Below are 16,951 nucleotides of genomic sequence, written 5' to 3' on the forward strand. Positions count from 1 at the left end.
GTGAACGATGCATTGGACGCCCTGCTGCTGGCTCGCTGGCAGTTCGGCCTGACCACCATCTACCATTTTCTGTTCGTTCCGATCACGATCGGGATGGCCTCGACGGTGGCCATCTTCCAGACCGCCTGGTACCGCACCGGCAAGGTGCACTACCTGCAGTTGACGCATTTCTTCGGCAAGATCTTCCTGATCAACTTCGCGATGGGTGTCGTGACCGGGATCGTCCAGGAGTTCCAGTTCGGTATGAACTGGTCCAGCTACTCGCGCTTCGTCGGCGACGTCTTCGGCGCGCCGCTCGCGCTCGAGGGGATTCTCGCCTTCTTCCTCGAAGCGACGTTCATCGGCCTGTGGATCTTCGGCTGGAACCGGTTGCCGCGTGGCCTTCACCTCGCCACCATCTGGGCGACCGCCATCGGTTCGATCCTCTCTGCCTACTTCATCATCGCCGCCAACGCGTTCATGCAGTGGCCCGTCGGCTTCACTCTCAACCGGTCGCGGGGCCGCGCCGAGCTGACCGACATCTGGGCCCTGCTGACGAACAAGGTCGCGCTGGCCGCCTTCCCGCACACGCTCGTCGCGTGCTTCATGGTGGCGGCCGGACTCGTGATCACGGTCGCGGCGTGGCATCTGTCCCGCGGCCGCAACGTCGACACCATGCGCCCCGCGCTCAGGTTCGGGCTGTGGACGATGGTCGTAGCCGGTGTCCTGACTGTGCTCACCGGGGACCAACTGGCACTGGTGATGGTCGAGACGCAACCCATGAAGATGGCGGCCGCAGAGGCGCTCTACCACACGGCAACCGGCGCGGATGCCTCGTTCTCGATCTTCACGTGGGGCACGCCGGACGGCGTCCATGAACTGTTCTCGATCCGCATCCCGTACCTGTTGTCGTTCCTCTCGACCCACACGTTCGATGGCACCGTCGAAGGGATCAACCAGCTGCAGGCGCAGTACGTCCAGCTCTACGGGCCGGGCGACTACACCCCGATCATCTGGGTCACGTACTGGGCGTTCCGCTGGATGATCGGCCTCGGTCTCCTGCACGTCGCGGTCGCGATCGGTGGCCTGTGGGTGACACGGAAGGGCCGTTCCCCACAACGCGTCTGGATCTGGAAAGTGGCCATCTGGGCGTTCCCGCTGTCTCTCGGCGCCATGATCATGGGCTGGGTCTTCACGGAGATGGGCCGTCAACCGTGGATCGTCTTCAGTCTGATGAAGACGAGCGACGGGGTCTCGCCGAATGTGACAGGCCTCACCGTGCTCATCTCGCTCATCGCGTTCACGCTGATCTACGGAATCCTCGCGGTCGTCGAGTTCCGGCTGATCAAACGGGCGGCGCAGAAGGGTCCCGATCCGATCGAGGATCACACAGACGAATCGGGCGAGATCGCCCCGCTGGCAACGGTGTACTAGGAGCGCGTGATGGATCTGACAATTCTCTGGTTCTGGATCGTCGCCGGTCTCTTCGTCGGCTACTTCGTCCTCGACGGTTTCGATTTCGGCGTCGGGATGGCCCTGCCCTTCCTCGGAAAGGACGACGTCGATCGACGCGTGATGATCAACACGATCGGACCCGTCTGGGATCTCAACGAGACCTGGGTGATCGTGGCCGGCGCCTGCCTCTTCGCGGCGTTCCCGGAGTGGTATGCGACGTTGTTCAGCGGGTTCTACCTGGCCCTCCTGCTCATCCTCCTCGCCCTGATCGTCCGCGGGGTCTCGTTCGAGTACCGTCACCAGCGGCCGGACTCGCGGTGGAAGGCGTGGTTCGACGGGATGATCATCGTGGGGTCGGCGGTTCCCGCTCTCCTCTGGGGTGTCGCCTTCGCCAACATCGTGCAGGGGGTCGCGCTCGACGCGCACCACAACTACACGGGTACCCTCTTCGACCTTCTCAACCCGTACGCTCTGCTCGGCGGCCTGACGACGCTTCTGCTGTTCTTCACCCACGGAGTGGTCTTCATCTCCCTGAAGACCGAGGGCGACATCCGGCGACGCGCCACCAAGCTGGCCGGCCGCGCAGGGCTCCTCGCGATCGTCGTCGCGGCCGCCTTCCTGCTGTGGACGGGCATTGCGCACCCGAGTGTCGCATTCGTGATCCTCGCGCTCCTCGCCGCCGTGTCCCTCGTCCTCGCGTGGGTGGCCAATCTGCGCGGTGCGGAGGGCGTGTCGTTCCTCTTCATGGCGCTGACGATCGCTCTCGCGGTGGTCTCGCTGTTCGCGAATCTGTTCCCGAACGTCATGCCGGCGACGGATCCCGCCAACAGTCTGACGATCGCGAACGCGTCGAGCACGCCGTACACCCTCACGGTGATGAGCTGGACGGCGTTGATCTTCCTGCCGCTGGTGATCCTGTACCAGAGCTGGACGTATTGGACGTTCCGCAAACGGCTGTCCCGGACGAGCATCCCGTCCGACCACACGGAGACCGTGGCCGGCTGAGCACATGCGACCTCTTGATCGGCGGCTTCTCGCCTACGCGTCGGCGGCGCGCACCATGCTCGCCGCCGGCGCCCTCCTCGCGCTCGCGCAGGCGGCCTGCATCGTCGCGTTCGCGTGGCTCGTCACGCAGGTGGTGGTGCGCGCGATCGCGGGTGATGGCGTCGACGAACTCAGTGGCCCGCTTGCCGCTCTCGTGGCGGTCGTCGTGGTGCGCGGCCTGGTTCTCTGGCTGGCCGACCGCACGGCGAGCAGGGGCGGCGCGGAATCGATCCGCCAGCTGCGCACAGCACTGCTCGCCGCGATCGGTCGACTGGGCCCGTCGTGGCTGGCGTCGCGAAGCACAGCAGAAGTGACGCTGACCGTCGGTCGTGGTCTCGAGGCCCTCGACGGATACTTCGGCCGCTATCTTCCCCAACTGGTCATGACAGCGGTGGCGACGCCGCTCATCGTCGTGGTCATGCTGGTCAGCGATCCGTTGAGCGGCGTGATCGTCATCGTGACGCTTCCTCTGATCCCGCTGTTCATGGTGCTGGTGGGATGGGCGACGCAGAGCGCCCAGCAGCGCCAGTGGGAGACGCTCGGCAGACTCTCGCGTGCGTTCCTCGACATCGTCAACGGCCTATCCACCCTCAAGCTTTTCGGACGACAACACCGGCAGGCCGGTCGGATCAGGGCCATCAGCGAGGAGTATCGCGTGCGGACCATGAAGGTCCTGCGCGTCTCGTTCCTCAGTGGATTCGTCCTGGAGCTCGGGGCCAGCCTGGCGGTCGCGATCGTGGCGGTCGAGGTCGGGCTGCGCCTGCTGTCCGGCGACCTGAACCTCGCCGTCGGCCTCTTCGTCCTCCTCCTGGCGCCGGAGGCTTTCCTTCCGGTACGCGGCATCGGCACCAGCTATCACGCAGCGACCGAGGGAATCGCCGCCGCGGAGAGCGCCTTCTCCATTCTCGACGAGGACCGCGCAGCGGGCGCGGGGGATGCGCGCCGGGTGCCGTGGGTGGACGGGTCCCTGACGCCTGGAACGGTGGTCATGGATGCGGTCTCGATCGACTACGGGGGCACAACAGGAGTGCGCGCCTTCGGAGCTCGATTCGAACCGGGCACCGTGACCGTCCTGGCCGGCCCGAGCGGTGCAGGCAAGTCGAGCCTGGTCGCCGCCCTGCTCGGCTTCACGCCGTTCGAGGGGGACATCCGTCTCGGCGCGGATGCGCATCCCGCCGCCGGAGCGGACACGCGCCGGCTGATCGCGTGGTCCGGGCAACGGCCGGGTCTCGTAGGGGGGACAGTCGCCGACAACGTGTCGCTCGGGACCGACCAGTACAGCGACGAGCGCGTCACTGCGGCTTTGAGGGCGGCTGCTGCAGAAGAGATCTCACCGTCGACAGTGCTGGGGGTCGGTGGAACGGGGCTGTCGGGCGGGCAGGCCCAGCGCGTCGCCATCGCACGCGCGATCCACCGGATGATCGAGCGCGACTGTCCTGTGCTCGTGCTCGACGAGCCGACATCCGCTCTCGATGATCCGACCGAAGCGCGCCTCATCCTCCGACTCCGGGAGTTCGCGGCCGAGGGGCGCACGGTCATCGTCGTCAGTCACCGAGCGGCCGTGATCGCGGCGGCCCACGCCGTCGTTCCGGTGGGGGAGCTGACCCATGCCTGACGCACGCGTCCGCTCCATCCTGCGCGGGTCGCAGCCTCCCTTGCGGAGGTTCTGGCCCGCTGTCGCCCTGGGTGTCCTCAGCGCAGGTTCGGCGGTCGCCCTGCTGGCTGTCTCTGCGTGGCTTATCACCCGCGCATCCGAACAGCCGTCCCTGATCTACATCTCGGTCGCCGTCGTCGGCGTCAGGGCCTTCGCGCTCGGGCGGGCGTTCTTCCGTTACCTCGAACGGCTCGTCGGGCACGATGCCGCGTTCCACCAGCTCGCGACCATCCGCGCGGGTATGGTCGACGCGCTCGTGCCCCTCGCTCCGGACGGTCTGGGCACCACGCGACGCGGGGAACTCCTCTCGGCCCTGGCCGATGACGTGGATGAACTCCAGAACCGGTCGCTGCGGGTGGTGCAGCCGCTGGTCACCGCGGGAACCATCTCGATCGTGACCGTCGTCGGGGTCGCGATCCTGCTCCCGGTCGCCGGCGTCGTCCTCGCCGTGGCGCTGCTCCTCGCCGGCCTCCTCGGCACCCTCGTCAACGGGTCACTGGCCTCCACGGCCGAACGGAGGCTGTCGCCCCTGCGTGCGGAGCTCAACGATCGCGTTCTCGAGCTGATGACCAACCTCCCGGTGCTCGCAGCGTTCGGCGCGCTCACCGCCTCGACCGATTCGGCCCATGCGGCAGGCGTGCGGCTCACCCGCGCCACCCGCTCGCGTGCGTCGGGAGCTGCACTGACGGCCGGGGTCGTGTCCGTGCTCGCGGGCGGGGCCACGGTCGGCGCCCTCCTCGTGGGCGTCCCTGCGCTCGGCGCGCACACGATCGACGCGCCGACCCTCGCCGTGCTCGCCCTCGTGCCGCTCGCGATCTTCGACATCTTCGCTGCGGTACCGCTCGCGCTCAGTGCGCGTCGGCAGGTCATGGCGAGCGCCGCGCGCATCGCGCAGACGGTGCCCGAGGTGGTTCCGGCGGGCATCCCGGTGGATGGGCCACAGCCCACGCCGCTCGAAGCACTCTCCGACGACGAACCCGTCCTCGTGCTCGACGGAGTCTCGGCGCACTGGCCCGGCGAGAAGCCTGACGTCCTCAGCGGCGTCAGCCTCGAACTCGCCCGGGGCGAACGACTGGTGATCGAGGGGCCGACGGGTTCAGGCAAGACGGCGCTGGCCCACGTGCTCACCCGTTTCATCGACTACAGCGGCAGCTACCGCCTCGGTGGTGTCGAGGCGCGCGACCTGGCACAGGACGACGTCCGAACGATCGTCGGACTGTGCGAACAGCAGCCGTACCTCTTCGACTCGGACATCCGGCAGAACCTGCTCTTCGCGCGGGATACCGCGACCGACCCCGAGCTCGAAGCGGTGCTCGCGCGCGTCGGGCTGGACAGCTGGTTGCGCGAACGCGGCGGTCTGGATGCGCGGGTGGGTGAGAGCGGAGCCCTCGTGTCCGGCGGCCAGGCGCAGCGCATCGCGCTCGCCAGGGCGCTCCTCGCCGATGTCTCCGTGCTGATCGCCGACGAACCGACGGCCAACGTGGACGTGGATGTCGCCGACCGGATCGTACGCGACATCGTCACGGTTGCCGCGGAGTCGGGGACCGCGGTCATCCTGATCTCGCACGTTGCCGTTGCGGCGGATCTCATCGACCGGCGGGTCCGGATTGAGCACGGCCTGCTGGAGCAGCTCAGTCCAGAGGACGCGCCAGCGCCGTGAGCCGAGGGCGCCAGCGAACGGCCTGATGTCCGCCGGCGTCGACGGCGGGACCGTCGATCCAGCCCTCGACCACTCGGATACCGTGCAGCGCATTGACGGCCCACACCTCGCAGCCGGTGAGCTCATCCGGTGTCGCCTCCTCCTCCGCGACCTGGGCACCGGTCGCGGAGGCGATGGTGAGGATCGAGCGGGCGGTGACGCTGGGGATGCGCGACAGCCGGGCAGGGGGAACCATCAGCGTGTCGCCGCGCCACCACAGGAGGCTGCTCGTCGATCCCTCCGACACGAGGCCGTCGTCGAGGATCACCGCTTCGCGCGCCCCGGACCGCTGGGCTTCCTGGCGCAGACGCAGCATGGACTCCAGGTCGGGTCCCTTGACCGTGGGCTCAGTGCGCGGGTCCGGTCCGTGATGGGTCGCTACGACCACCGATCGCTGGAGTTCGGGTGCGGACCGAAGCCGGAAGTGGAGGCCGAAGGAACCTTCGTGCGACGAGACCTCCAGCCTCGGGAACCAGTAGGCTTCGCGCGGAACGAGCTGGAGCGCAGAGCTGTAGAAGGCGTCGAGTTCGCGTTCATCCGGGTACCCGCGCAGCATGGCCGACTCGATGAATCGGCTCCGATGGACGCCGATCGCGAGCGCGCGACCGTCGCGCACGAGAAACGAGTCGGCGACCTCGAGACGGGAGGCGAAGAGCTCGCAGTCCTCGAGGAGGCGGAGCGACCCGGCGTGCCAGTCGAAGATGGCGGAGATCTCGCTCATGATCGCGGTCCTCCTTCCGTTCGTGTTCTCGCCGCTCGCCGGTGGGCCGAGCCGCTCTAGGCTAGTACGGTGGCCACCCGGATCCTGCGATTTGCGCTCGACGAATGGCTGGAGCCCGAGGACGTCTTCCTCAGCGTCTTCGCGAAGGAACCGTTTGCCGTGTGGCTGGATGCGGGTGCGGATGCCGAGACGGGCGTGTCCGTGATCGCGGCGGCCACCGAAGGCTCGCTGTTCGCGACCGCCTCGGTGGTGGACGGCACGGTCTCCGTCGGGCGCCCGGGGCAGCCCGCAGAGACGAGCCCCGGCGACCTCCTGGCCGTTCTCGCCGAGTCGCTGCGCGAGTTCGACGATCTCGTCGCACGCCATCCGCAGGCGACCGAGTTCAGCCTCGGCTGGCTCGGCTGGCTCGGGTACGAGTACGGCGCGGCGGCCAACGGCATACCGGTCTCGCCGACGCGCATCCCCGACGCTGCGATGCTGTTCGTCGAACGCGCCATCGTGTTCGACCACTCCGCGCGGTCGGTGGAACTGATCGCGCTCGACCGCGGCGGGGCAGCGGAGTGGGCACGCGGACTGCGTCAGTCGCTCCGCGCATCCACCGGGCCTCTGCGCGACGCGGACACCCCGCCGACCGGGCCACGGTCTGTAGGGGGGCGACTGCGGTGGCGACACGACAACACCCGCTACCTGGAGCTGATCGGCGCATGCCAGGAGGCGATCCGCCGGGGGGACGCCTACCAGCTGTGCCTGACGAACGAAGCGACGATCGAAACGGCGGTCGACCCGGTCGAGGTGTATCGCCGGCTGCGCGCGTCGAGCCCGACCCATCACGGCGGGCTCGTCCGGTTCGGTGACGTCGCCCTCCTGAGCGCATCGCCCGAACAGTTCCTCTCGATCACGCCCGGCCGGCGCATCCGCACGAAACCGATCAAAGGAACACGGCCGCGTGGCGCGACCGTCTCGCGCGATCTCGACCTCCGCGCGGAGCTCGAAGCGAGCGACAAGGAGCGCGCGGAGAACGTCATGATCGTCGACCTGATGCGCAACGATCTGGGGCGCGTCTGCGTCGTCGGATCGGTGGAGGTGCACCACCTTCTCGCCGTGGAGAGCTACGCCCAGGTCCACCAGTTGGTCAGCACGGTCGAGGGCGTCCTCGCGGCGGGCAAAGGTCCTCTCGATGCTGTCGCTGTGTGCTTCCCCGCCGGTTCGATGACCGGAGCGCCCAAGATCAGCGCCATGCGCATCCTTCACGACCTCGAGCGCGGTCCGCGCGGGGTCTATTCAGGATGCTTCGGCTACCTGAGCCTCGACGGAAGCGTCGATCTCGCGATGGTCATCCGCAGTATCGTGGTCGAACCGGAGCGCGTGTCGATCGGGGCAGGTGGCGGGATCACGGCGCTTTCGGTACCGCTGGAGGAGCTCGACGAGGTCGCGGTCAAGGCATCGGCGCTCATCGCTGCGCTGCGACTGTGAGGTTCCGTGCAACAAACGGCGGCCGCCGAACGTTTAGTACCCTTGACGATGGGCGTCGCCCGCTGGTGAATGCGGGCCACCTTCAGCGTCGACGGGCCCATCAACACGATGATTGAGAGTTACGTGGCACACGAGCACGATTCAGCCAGCGCGCCGACCGACGGCGCGCAGTACGACTTCGCCGCGATCCAGGAGAAGTGGCTTCCAGTCTGGGACGAACTGAAGCCGTTCGCGACCGACGACCCTGCCGACAAGCGTCCGCGCAAATATGTGCTCGACATGTTCCCGTACCCGTCGGGCGACCTCCACATGGGCCACGCCGAGGCCTACGCGCTGGGCGATGTCATCGCCCGCTACTGGCGACAGCAGGGCTTCAACGTGCTGCACCCGATCGGCTGGGACTCATTCGGCCTCCCGGCAGAGAACGCGGCCATCAAGCGCGGCCTCGACCCCAACGGGTGGACGAACGACAACATCGCTCAGCAGAAGGCGAGCATGCGCCGTTATGCGCCCAGCTTCGACTGGGATCGCGTGCTGCAGACCAGCGACCCGTCGTACTATCGCTGGAACCAGTGGCTCTTCCTGAAGCTGTACGAGAAGGGCCTGGCGTACCGCAAGGCGAGCCAGGTCAACTGGTGTCCCTTCGACCAGACGGTGCTCGCGAACGAGCAGGTCGTCAACGGCCGGTGCGAACGCTGCGACAACCTGGTCACCAAGAAGAAGCTGACACAGTGGTATTTCCGCATCACCGATTACGGTGACCGGCTGCTCGACGACCTGAACCAGCTCGAGGGTGCCTGGCCGAGCAAGGTCATCAGCATGCAGCGCAACTGGATCGGCCGCTCGATGGGTGCCGACGTCGAGTTCGCGATCGAGGGCCGCGACGAGCCGGTCACGGTGTACACGACGCGCCCCGACACGCTCTACGGCGCGACCTTCATGGTGGTCGCGCCGGATTCCGACCTGGCTGCAGAGCTGGTGACGGATGCGCCGGCCAAGGTCAAGGAACGGTTCGACACCTACCTGGAGACAGTGCGGGGCACGACCGAGATGGACCGTCTGGCATCCGACCGGGAGAAGACCGGAGTCTTCCTCGAACGGCATGCCATCAACCCTCTGAACGGCGAGCGGCTGCCGATCTGGGCCGCCGACTACGTGCTCAGCGACTACGGACACGGCGCGATCATGGCGGTTCCCGCCCACGACCAGCGCGACCTGGATTTCGCCCGTGCCTTCGATCTTCCGGTGCGCGTCGTCGTCGACACCAACCAGCCCGTAACGGGCGCCATCCCCGTCATCCACACCGACCCGGAGACGGGCGAGGCCATCCTGCCCGACGACTTCCCACCGCTGAACCCGGCGGAGACGGGGATCGCGCTGACCGGTGAAGGGCGCCTCATCAACTCGGGGCCTTTCGACGGCCTGAGCAAGTCGAACGCCATCCGTCGCGTCACCGAGGCACTGCAGGCGAGTTCGCTCGGCCGCTCGGCGAAGAACTTCCGCCTGCGTGATTGGCTGATCTCCCGCCAGCGGTACTGGGGCACGCCCATCCCGATCATCCACTGCGTGGAGTGCGGCGAGGTTCCCGTGCCCGAAGCGGAGCTGCCCGTCCTGCTTCCCCCGGCAGACGGACTCGACCTGCAGCCCAAGGGCACCAGCCCGCTCGGTGCTGCAGAGGAATGGGTGAACGTCGCCTGCCCGAGCTGTGGCGGGGCGGCCAAGCGCGACACCGACACGATGGACACCTTCGTCGACAGCTCGTGGTACTTCCTGCGCTATCTGTCGGTCGGGGATGACACCCGGGCGTTCGACCCTGCCGAAGCCGAGAAGTGGGCGCCCGTCGACCAGTACGTGGGCGGGGTGACCCATGCCATCCTGCACCTGCTGTACGCCCGGTTCATCACCAAGGTGCTGTTCGATCTGGGCTACCTGAGCTTCACGGAGCCGTTCACGGCCCTGCTCAACCAGGGGCAGGTGCTCATGGACGGGTCGTCAATGAGCAAGTCCCGCGGCAACCTGGTCAAGCTCTCCGACCAGCTCGACGAGCACGGCGTGGACGCGGTGCGTCTGACGATGGCGTTCGCCGGGCCACCGGAGGACAACATCGACTGGGCCGACGTCTCGCCTGCCGGCGGTGCGAAGTTCCTGGCACGGGCCTGGCGGGTCGCGAACGACGTGACGAGTTCACCCGACGTGCTCTGGAAGGATGGCGATGCGTCGCTGCGGCGCGTGACGCATCGGTTCCTGGCGGATGCACCCGGGCTGATCGAGGCGTTCAAGTTCAATGTGGTGGTGGCCAGGCTCATGGAGCTCGTGAACGCCACGCGCAAGGTGATCGACACCGGCGCGGGTGCGGGAGATCCCGCTGTCCGCGAGGCGGCGGAGGTCGCGGCCATGGCGCTGAACATCTACGCGCCTTACACGGCAGAAGACATGTGGGCGACTCTCGGTTACGAGCCGTCCGTCGCGCTCGCCCAGTGGCGCAAACCCGATCCGAACCTGTTGGTCGAGGATGCGGTGACAGCGGTGGTGCAGGTGGACGGCAAGGTCCGCGACCGCGTCGAGGTCTCACCGAAGATCTCGACCGAGGAACTCGAAGCGCTCGCCCGGTCGTCGGCGGCGGTCGTGCGCTCGGTCGGCGATCGGGAGATCGTGAACGTCATCGTCCGTGCTCCGCGACTGGTGAACATCGCTACCCGCCCGGTCGGCTGAGCCGGTTAGCGAGTCCTCCCCAGTGCCGGCGGTTGGCGTCGATTCCACAATCGGCTGGCCGTCGGCACCGCGGTCATCACGCGGACCGTAGCGTTCAGGTGTGCGACATCGAGCCGACAGCGGACTGAGCGACCTCGCTTCAGAGGCCCGCCCCGGGCGCGGGGCGCGCATCCGCATCGGGGTCGGAGCGGGTGTCGTCCTCCTGTTGGTGGCGATGGTTGTCGCCGTCCTCGTGACGACCTTTGCACCACGCGGAGGGGTTCGCGACCTCGCCGGTGTACCGGCGGCGGCTTTCGCGACGCCGTCGGTCGCTCCTTCGACGCGTGGCGGAGGCGCCGCTCAATCGTCCGCACCTGTTCTGCTCGTCCATGTGCTCGGTGCGGTGCAGAAGCCGGGGATCGTTGAACTGCGGCCGGGGTCGCGCGTCGTCGACGCGATTGCGTCAGCGGGCGGACTCACCGGGGACGCGAACGCGGCCGGAGTGAACCTCGCGCGTCCTGTCTCCGATGGTGAGCAACTGGTCGTTCCGCGAGAGGGGGAGACGATCGCGCCCGCGGGCCCCAGCGGTGGCGGAGCGGCGGCTCCGGGCGGTGCGGCGGGTGCGCCCGTGAGCCTGAATCGTGCATCCGTGACCGAATTGCAGGCGCTTCCGCGGATAGGCCCGGCCCTCGCGCAGCGTATCGTCGACTGGCGCGAGGCGAACGGCCCCTTCACCGTCCCCGCAGACCTGATGAAGGTGAGCGGGATCGGGCAGACGCTCTTCGACGGGCTCAAAGACCTGATCACCGTATGAGGGTCGATCTTCGCCTCGTCGTGCCGGCGGCCGTGGGTTGGTTGGCTTCGCTGATCCTGGTATTCGTCCCGGGTGCTGCCGTCGTCGTCCTGATGGGTGCCTGGCTGCTGGCGGTCCTGCTCGTGGCGGGTGCGGTCGTGCTCCCGCGGCTTCGGGTCGCGGGGCGGGCCTCCGCCCTCTCCGTGATCGTGGTGGCGCTTCTGGCGACAGTGATTGTGGTCCACCTCCCCGCGCGTGCACCGCACTCCCTCGTGACGGCGGCCGAGCAGGGCCGAACGGTCGATCTTCTGGTGAGGCTCGACTCTGCTCCGAGCAGAACCGGTGGCGGTCAAGGCCTTCCGGATCGGTGGCGGCTCGTCGGGACTGCCGTGGGAGTCGACGACGGCGGGCGTGAAGTGGGGGTGAACGTGCCGATCGTCGTCTTCGCGAGCGCCGACTCGGGGGACCTTGCCGGCATCGGATTCGGCGACACCGTCGCCGTCACGGGCCTGCCGCGCTCGACGCAGCAGGGCGACCGGGCAGCGTTCCTCGTCAGCTCGAAGGAGGCTCCGTCGCTCACCGATGAAGCGCCATGGTGGGTGTCCTGGACCGACGGTCTCCGTGCGAGTTTCAGTTCTGCGGCTTCCCGGCTTCCCGGTGACGGTGGCCACCTGCTTCCGGGCCTCGCGATCGGCGATGTGAGCGCTGTCGGCGCGGAGCTCGACGCAGCGATGAAGACCAGCTCGCTCAGCCACGTCACCGCTGTCTCTGGCTCGAACTGCGCGCTCGTCACGGGCCTCGCGTTCGCACTCGCCGCGGCTGCGGGCGCGGGGCGACGCCTCCGCGTGGTGTTTGCGGTCGGCGCCCTCGCAGGTTTCGTCATCCTCGTGACGCCCGACTCCAGCGTCGTGAGGGCCGCGATCATGTCCACGATCGTTCTCTGCGCGCTCGCCTCCGGTCGGCCGTCCCGAGGGCTGCCTGCGCTCGGGCTCGCGGTGATCGTGCTCCTCCTGCTGGACCCGTGGAAGGCCGTTGATTTCGGCTTCGCGCTCTCGGTGCTCGCAACCGGGGGCCTCCTGCTCCTGGCGGGGCCTCTGGCAGCAGCGCTCTCCCGATGGATGCCCTCGGGGCTGGCGATGATCATCGCGATCCCGCTCGCCGCACAGCTCGCCTGCCAGCCCGTGCTCATCCTCTTGGACGAGTCGCTTCCCCTCTACGGAGTTCCGGCCAATGTGCTCATCGAGCCGGCGGCGCCCGTGGCCACCATCCTGGGGCTCGGGGCATGTCTGCTTCTTCCGATCCTTCCCGTCGTCGGCGTCGCGCTCTCGTGGCTGGCGTGGTTGCCGGCCGAATGGATCGCGCGGGTCGCGCTCACCGTCGAACAGCTCCCGGCCAACAGGCTGCCCTGGATCGGAGGAGCCGCGGGTCTCGTACTCGCGGCCGTGGTGCTGGCGCTCGTCTGCATCCGGGTCGCAGCGCCGAGAAGCCGTGGCACGGCGTGGTTGTCCGTCGTTGCGACCGTGGGACTCGTCGGCGGCATCGGCGTCTATGCCGGTTCCGTCACTGGTGTGCAGGTGGGAGACAAGCTCGCCCTGCCCGCGGACTGGCAGATCGCGGCGTGCGACGTCGGGCAGGGCGACGCGCTGCTCGTGCGCGACGGCGAGCATCATGCTCTCATCGACGTCGGCCGCCATCCGGAGGCGGTCGGCGCGTGCCTTGAGCGATTCGGCATCGCCAGGCTGGACCTGCTCGTACTGACCCACTTCGACGTCGACCACTCCGGCGGGCTCGCTGCCGTCGTGGGGCGTGTCGACCGGGCGGTCGTCGGACGTGCGGTCGCGCCCGGCGAAGAGGGCGCGCTCGACCGGTTGCGCCAGGGCGGCGCGGTCGTCGAGCAAGGGATGACCGGGGTCGGCGGCGGTCTCGGCGACCTGGTTTGGAACGTCGTGTGGCCCGTCGGCGGGGGAGACCCCGCCGACCTGCCCAGTGGCAACCCTGGAAGTGTCACCGTCGAGTTCGAAGGAAGGGGCATCCGGTCGATCTTCCTCGGAGATCTGGGTGAGAAGGCACAGGACGCGCTGCTCGCGACCGGGGCGGTGCGGCCCGTCGACGTCGTGAAGGTCGCGCATCACGGATCGGCCGACCAGTCGCCGCGCCTCTACGAGCAGTTGGCGGCACAGGTGGGACTGATCTCCGTGGGCGCTGACAACAACTACGGCCACCCGACGCGGTCCCTGCTGGGGCTGCTCGCCCGTGACGGCACGAGTGCACTCCGCACCGACCGTCAGGGCGTCCTGGTGGTCTCGCCGCCGAGCGGAGGTGATGCCCTTCGGGTGTGGACGGACCGCGCGGGCGATGACGGAGGCGGCACCTATGCTGGAACGGACGAAGGAGGATCGTGGCGGCACGAAGCACGGGAAGCGCCCGCGGCGGCAGGGCGACAGCGGGCGCCGGCCGGGCGGCGGCGGCAGCGATTCCGCAGGTCGCGTGGAACGCCATCCGCCCGAAACCGGTGGTCCTCGTCTCCGGCACCGAGGGGTTCCTCGCCGACCGCGCCATCCGCTCGCTCCGCGACCAGCTCAAGACCGAGGACCCGAGCCTCGAAATCAGCGATCTCGCAGCCAATGACTACGCGCCGGGAGAGTTGATCTCGCTCGCCAGCCCGTCGCTGTTCGGCGAGCCCCGACTGATCCGCGTCGACGCGGTCGAGAAGTGCAGCGACGTCTTCCTGGACGAGATGCTCGGCTATCTCGCCGACCCGGCCGACGAAACCGTCGTCGTTCTCCGGCATGCCGGAGGTGTGCGCGGCAAGAAGCTGCTCGACGCGATCCGCTCCGGTACGGGCGGTGGCATCGAGGTGGTCTGCACGGAGCTCAAGCGAGACTCGGACAAATACGACTTCGCCCAGGCGGAGTTCGCTGCCGCTGGCAAGAAGATCTCCGCGGGCGCCCTGCGAGCGATAACGTCGGCGTTCACCGACGATCTCGCCGAACTCGCGGCGGCATGCCAGCAGCTCATCTCCGACATCGGAGCGGAGGTCACCGAAGCGACCGTCGACAAGTACTACAGCGGGCGGGTCGAGACCAACGCGTTCCAGGTCGCTGATGCGGCCATCGCAGGCCGCCACGGCGAGGCTCTCGTGACCCTGAGGCACGCACTCGCTTCGGGTGCCGACCCGGTCCCGATGGTCGCAGCGTTCGCGGTCAAGGTGCGCACCATGGCCAAACTGTCCGGCGTGCGGGGCAGCTCCGGGCAGCTCGCGTCGCAGTTCGGCCTTGCCCCGTGGCAGGTCGATCGCGCTCAGCGCGACCTGCGGGGGTGGACCGACGAAGGGCTCGGGCGCTGCATCGAGGTTCTCGCCGAGACCGATGCGAGTGTGAAGGGCGGAGGACGCGATCCGGTGTTTGCACTCGAGCGGATGATCCGCATCGTCAGCGCGCGAGGTCGCGCCTGACGCGCGTGCCTCAGCCGCCGGTCGACCGTGACAGCTGCGGTCGGTGAGGGGTGTGCCTGGCGCGCTCGACCGTGGCTGACCCTCTCGGCGGCCGGGTGCAGGCGTACACGCCACGGGGCCAGCTTACGCGCGACGGCAATGCGAAAGGGCCCCCGTCTTTCGACGGAGGCCCTTTCGCACAATGCCCCGGCGGGCACTGAGGAGACTTAGAGGCTTGCGACCTGCTTGGCGATGGCCGACTTGCGGTTCGCAGCCTGGTTCTTGTGAAGGACGCCCTTGCTGGCAGCCTTGTCGAGCTTCTTGGTAGCGACCTTCAGCGACGCGGTCGCCTTGTCTTTGTCGCCGGCCGCGATGGCTTCGCGCGTTGCGCGAACTGCCGTCTTGACCTCGCTCTTGACCGCCTTGTTGCGCTCCTGAGCCTTCTTGTTGGTGCCGATGCGCTTGATCTGCGACTTGATGTTTGCCACGAGTGGTTGAGTTCTTTCGTTCGATGTGAGTTACGGATGTGCCGCTCAGCGAGAGAGGGCGCCTTGCGGCAAGATCGTGCGGATTGAACCCACACGCAAGCCAACAGACAACGTTACCAGCAGGATGCCGTTCCCGGCAATTTGGGGCGTGCGGGTCTCCGAGGTCGAGGCCGGAATCCAGCCAACACCGTGTGAACGCTCTGTGAACGTCTACGTAGGGCGTCGTAGGCTCAACGCATGAAGACTGCCCCCGCATCCGTCGCCATCGTCAACGCCTATCTCGTGCCGATCGCCGGGGATCCGGTCGAAGGGGGGACGGTCCTCATCCAAGCGGGACGCATCACGGCGGTCGGCCGTGACGTCGCCATCCCCGCCGACATCGACGTCGTCGACGCGAGCGGCAAGTGGGTGCTCCCCGGTTTCATCGAATCGCACGGCCACGTCGGCATCGCCGAGGAGGCGAACGGGCCTGCGGGCGACGACACCAACGAGCTGACCGCACCGAACACTGCGGCGGTCCGCGCCATCGATGCCATCAACATCGACGACGAGGGCTTCCGGGATGCGCTGGCGGGCGGGATCACCTCCGTCGTCGTCAAGCCAGGCTCCGGCAACCCGATCGGTGGCCAGACGGTCGCGATCAAGACCTGGGGCGGCCGGACCATCGATGAACAGGTGATCAGCGATTCCGTGAGTGTGAAGTCGGCGCTGGGGGAGAATCCGAAACGGGTGTACGGAGGGAAGGACAAGACGCCGAGCACGCGCCTCGGCGTCGCCCTCATCATCCGCCAGGCGTTCGTCGAAGCGCAGGACTACATCGCGACGCGTGACGCAGCCCTGCAGGACGGCAAGCCGTACACGCGCGACCTCGCGAAGGAGACCCTGGCGAGGGTGCTGGAGGGCGAGCTCGCGTGGGATCAGCACACGCACCGTCACGACGACATCGCCACGGCCATCCGCCTCGCCGACGAGTTCGGCTACCGCCTCGTCATCAACCATGGCACCGAAGGGCACAAGCTGGCCGATGTGCTGGCCGAGCGGGACATCCCGGTGATCTTCGGGCCCCTGTTCACGTCCCGTTCGAAGGTGGAGTTGCGTGACCGCGCCATCAGCAACCTTGCGACGCTCGCAGCGGCCGGAGTCCGTGTCGCCATCACGACCGACCACCCGGTCGTGCCGATCAACTTCCTCGTGCACCAGGCGTCCCTCGCGGTGAAGGAAGGGCTGCCGCGGGACACCGCGCTGCAGGCCCTCACCGTGAACCCGGCGTCCTTCCTGCGGCTCGACGACCGGGTCGGCTCGCTCACTCCCGGACTGGACGGCGACGTTGTCGTCTGGTCGGGCGATCCGCTCGATGTGAACTCGCGCGCTGAGCGCGTCTTCATCGAGGGCGCCGAGGTGTACCGCTGGGAGGACGGGGCCGGCCACGTCGTCGAGCGCTCGGAGCGTTTCTCGGCCTGACGCGCATCCGCTGTGCCGGGCCGCGTCGTGCGACGGCGCCGGGACATGGGAGAATTGGCG

The 16,951-nt window shown here is 68.1% G+C and carries 12 protein-coding genes; 10 read left to right on the forward strand and 2 right to left on the reverse strand.

All coding sequences use genetic code 11. From position 1 onward, the window contains the following. Genes ACV7NN_RS00765 through cydC form a run of 4 tightly spaced genes read left to right on the forward strand, consistent with a single transcriptional unit; the run spans position 1 to position 5,792 of the window. Positions 1 to 1,413 carry a cytochrome ubiquinol oxidase subunit I gene (locus ACV7NN_RS00765; protein WP_463347694.1) on the forward strand — a complete coding sequence of 471 codons (1,413 nt, stop codon included), beginning with the start codon at positions 1 to 3 and terminating at the stop codon, positions 1,411 to 1,413. A 9-nt stretch (positions 1,414 to 1,422) separates the two neighbouring features. Beyond that, positions 1,423 to 2,439, forward strand: coding sequence for a cytochrome d ubiquinol oxidase subunit II (gene cydB / locus ACV7NN_RS00770; protein WP_463347695.1), 1,017 nt, complete (start codon positions 1,423 to 1,425; stop codon positions 2,437 to 2,439). Between the two features lie 4 nt (positions 2,440 to 2,443). Then, a complete protein-coding gene (gene cydD, locus ACV7NN_RS00775; protein ID WP_463347696.1) occupies positions 2,444 to 4,093 on the forward strand; it encodes a thiol reductant ABC exporter subunit CydD in 1,650 nt (549 codons plus the stop codon). After that, positions 4,086 to 5,792 carry a thiol reductant ABC exporter subunit CydC gene (gene cydC / locus ACV7NN_RS00780; RefSeq protein ID WP_463347697.1) on the forward strand — a complete coding sequence of 569 codons (1,707 nt, stop codon included), beginning with the start codon at positions 4,086 to 4,088 and terminating at the stop codon, positions 5,790 to 5,792. The genes cydD and cydC overlap by 8 nt, the downstream gene beginning before the upstream one ends. Here cydC and ACV7NN_RS00785 read toward each other — a convergent pair. Then, complete coding sequence (locus ACV7NN_RS00785; RefSeq protein ID WP_463347698.1) at positions 5,764 to 6,552, reverse strand: aminotransferase class IV; 789 nt, start codon at positions 6,550 to 6,552, stop codon at positions 5,764 to 5,766. The genes cydC and ACV7NN_RS00785 overlap by 29 nt on opposite strands. 69 nt (positions 6,553 to 6,621) lie before the next feature. On the opposite strand from ACV7NN_RS00785, the gene ACV7NN_RS00790 reads away from it, so the two are divergent. From ACV7NN_RS00790 to holA, 5 genes are all read left to right on the forward strand, one after another. Then, positions 6,622 to 8,025, forward strand: a complete 1,404-nt coding sequence (locus tag ACV7NN_RS00790) for an anthranilate synthase component I family protein (protein ID WP_463347699.1) — start codon at positions 6,622 to 6,624, stop codon at positions 8,023 to 8,025. 123 nt (positions 8,026 to 8,148) lie between these two features. Beyond that, the gene (leuS, locus tag ACV7NN_RS00795) at positions 8,149 to 10,737 is read left to right on the forward strand and encodes a leucine--tRNA ligase (protein WP_463351205.1); all 2,589 of its coding nucleotides are present in this window, start codon (positions 8,149 to 8,151) and stop codon (positions 10,735 to 10,737) included. A gap of 100 nt (positions 10,738 to 10,837) precedes the next feature. After that, positions 10,838 to 11,530 (forward strand): helix-hairpin-helix domain-containing protein, encoded by a 693-nt coding sequence (locus tag ACV7NN_RS00800; protein ID WP_463347700.1) that lies wholly within the window; start codon positions 10,838 to 10,840, stop codon positions 11,528 to 11,530. Beyond that, the gene (locus ACV7NN_RS00805) at positions 11,527 to 14,157 is read left to right on the forward strand and encodes a ComEC/Rec2 family competence protein (protein WP_463347701.1); all 2,631 of its coding nucleotides are present in this window, start codon (positions 11,527 to 11,529) and stop codon (positions 14,155 to 14,157) included. The genes ACV7NN_RS00800 and ACV7NN_RS00805 overlap by 4 nt, the downstream gene beginning before the upstream one ends. Further along, a complete protein-coding gene (holA, locus tag ACV7NN_RS00810) occupies positions 14,067 to 14,963 on the forward strand; it encodes a DNA polymerase III subunit delta (protein WP_463351206.1) in 897 nt (298 codons plus the stop codon). Before ACV7NN_RS00805 ends, holA begins: the two co-directional genes overlap by 91 nt. A 206-nt stretch (positions 14,964 to 15,169) precedes the next feature. On the opposite strand, the gene rpsT is transcribed toward holA, so the two are convergent. Beyond that, positions 15,170 to 15,430, reverse strand: coding sequence for a 30S ribosomal protein S20 (gene rpsT, locus ACV7NN_RS00815; RefSeq protein WP_463347702.1), 261 nt, complete (start codon positions 15,428 to 15,430; stop codon positions 15,170 to 15,172). A gap of 237 nt (positions 15,431 to 15,667) precedes the next feature. Between rpsT and ACV7NN_RS00820 the strand changes: the two genes are divergently transcribed. Then, positions 15,668 to 16,891, forward strand: coding sequence for an amidohydrolase (locus tag ACV7NN_RS00820; RefSeq protein ID WP_463347703.1), 1,224 nt, complete (start codon positions 15,668 to 15,670; stop codon positions 16,889 to 16,891). Positions 16,892 to 16,951 lie beyond the last annotated feature (60 nt).

The organism is Leifsonia sp. Ger2509 (assembly GCF_055231915.1).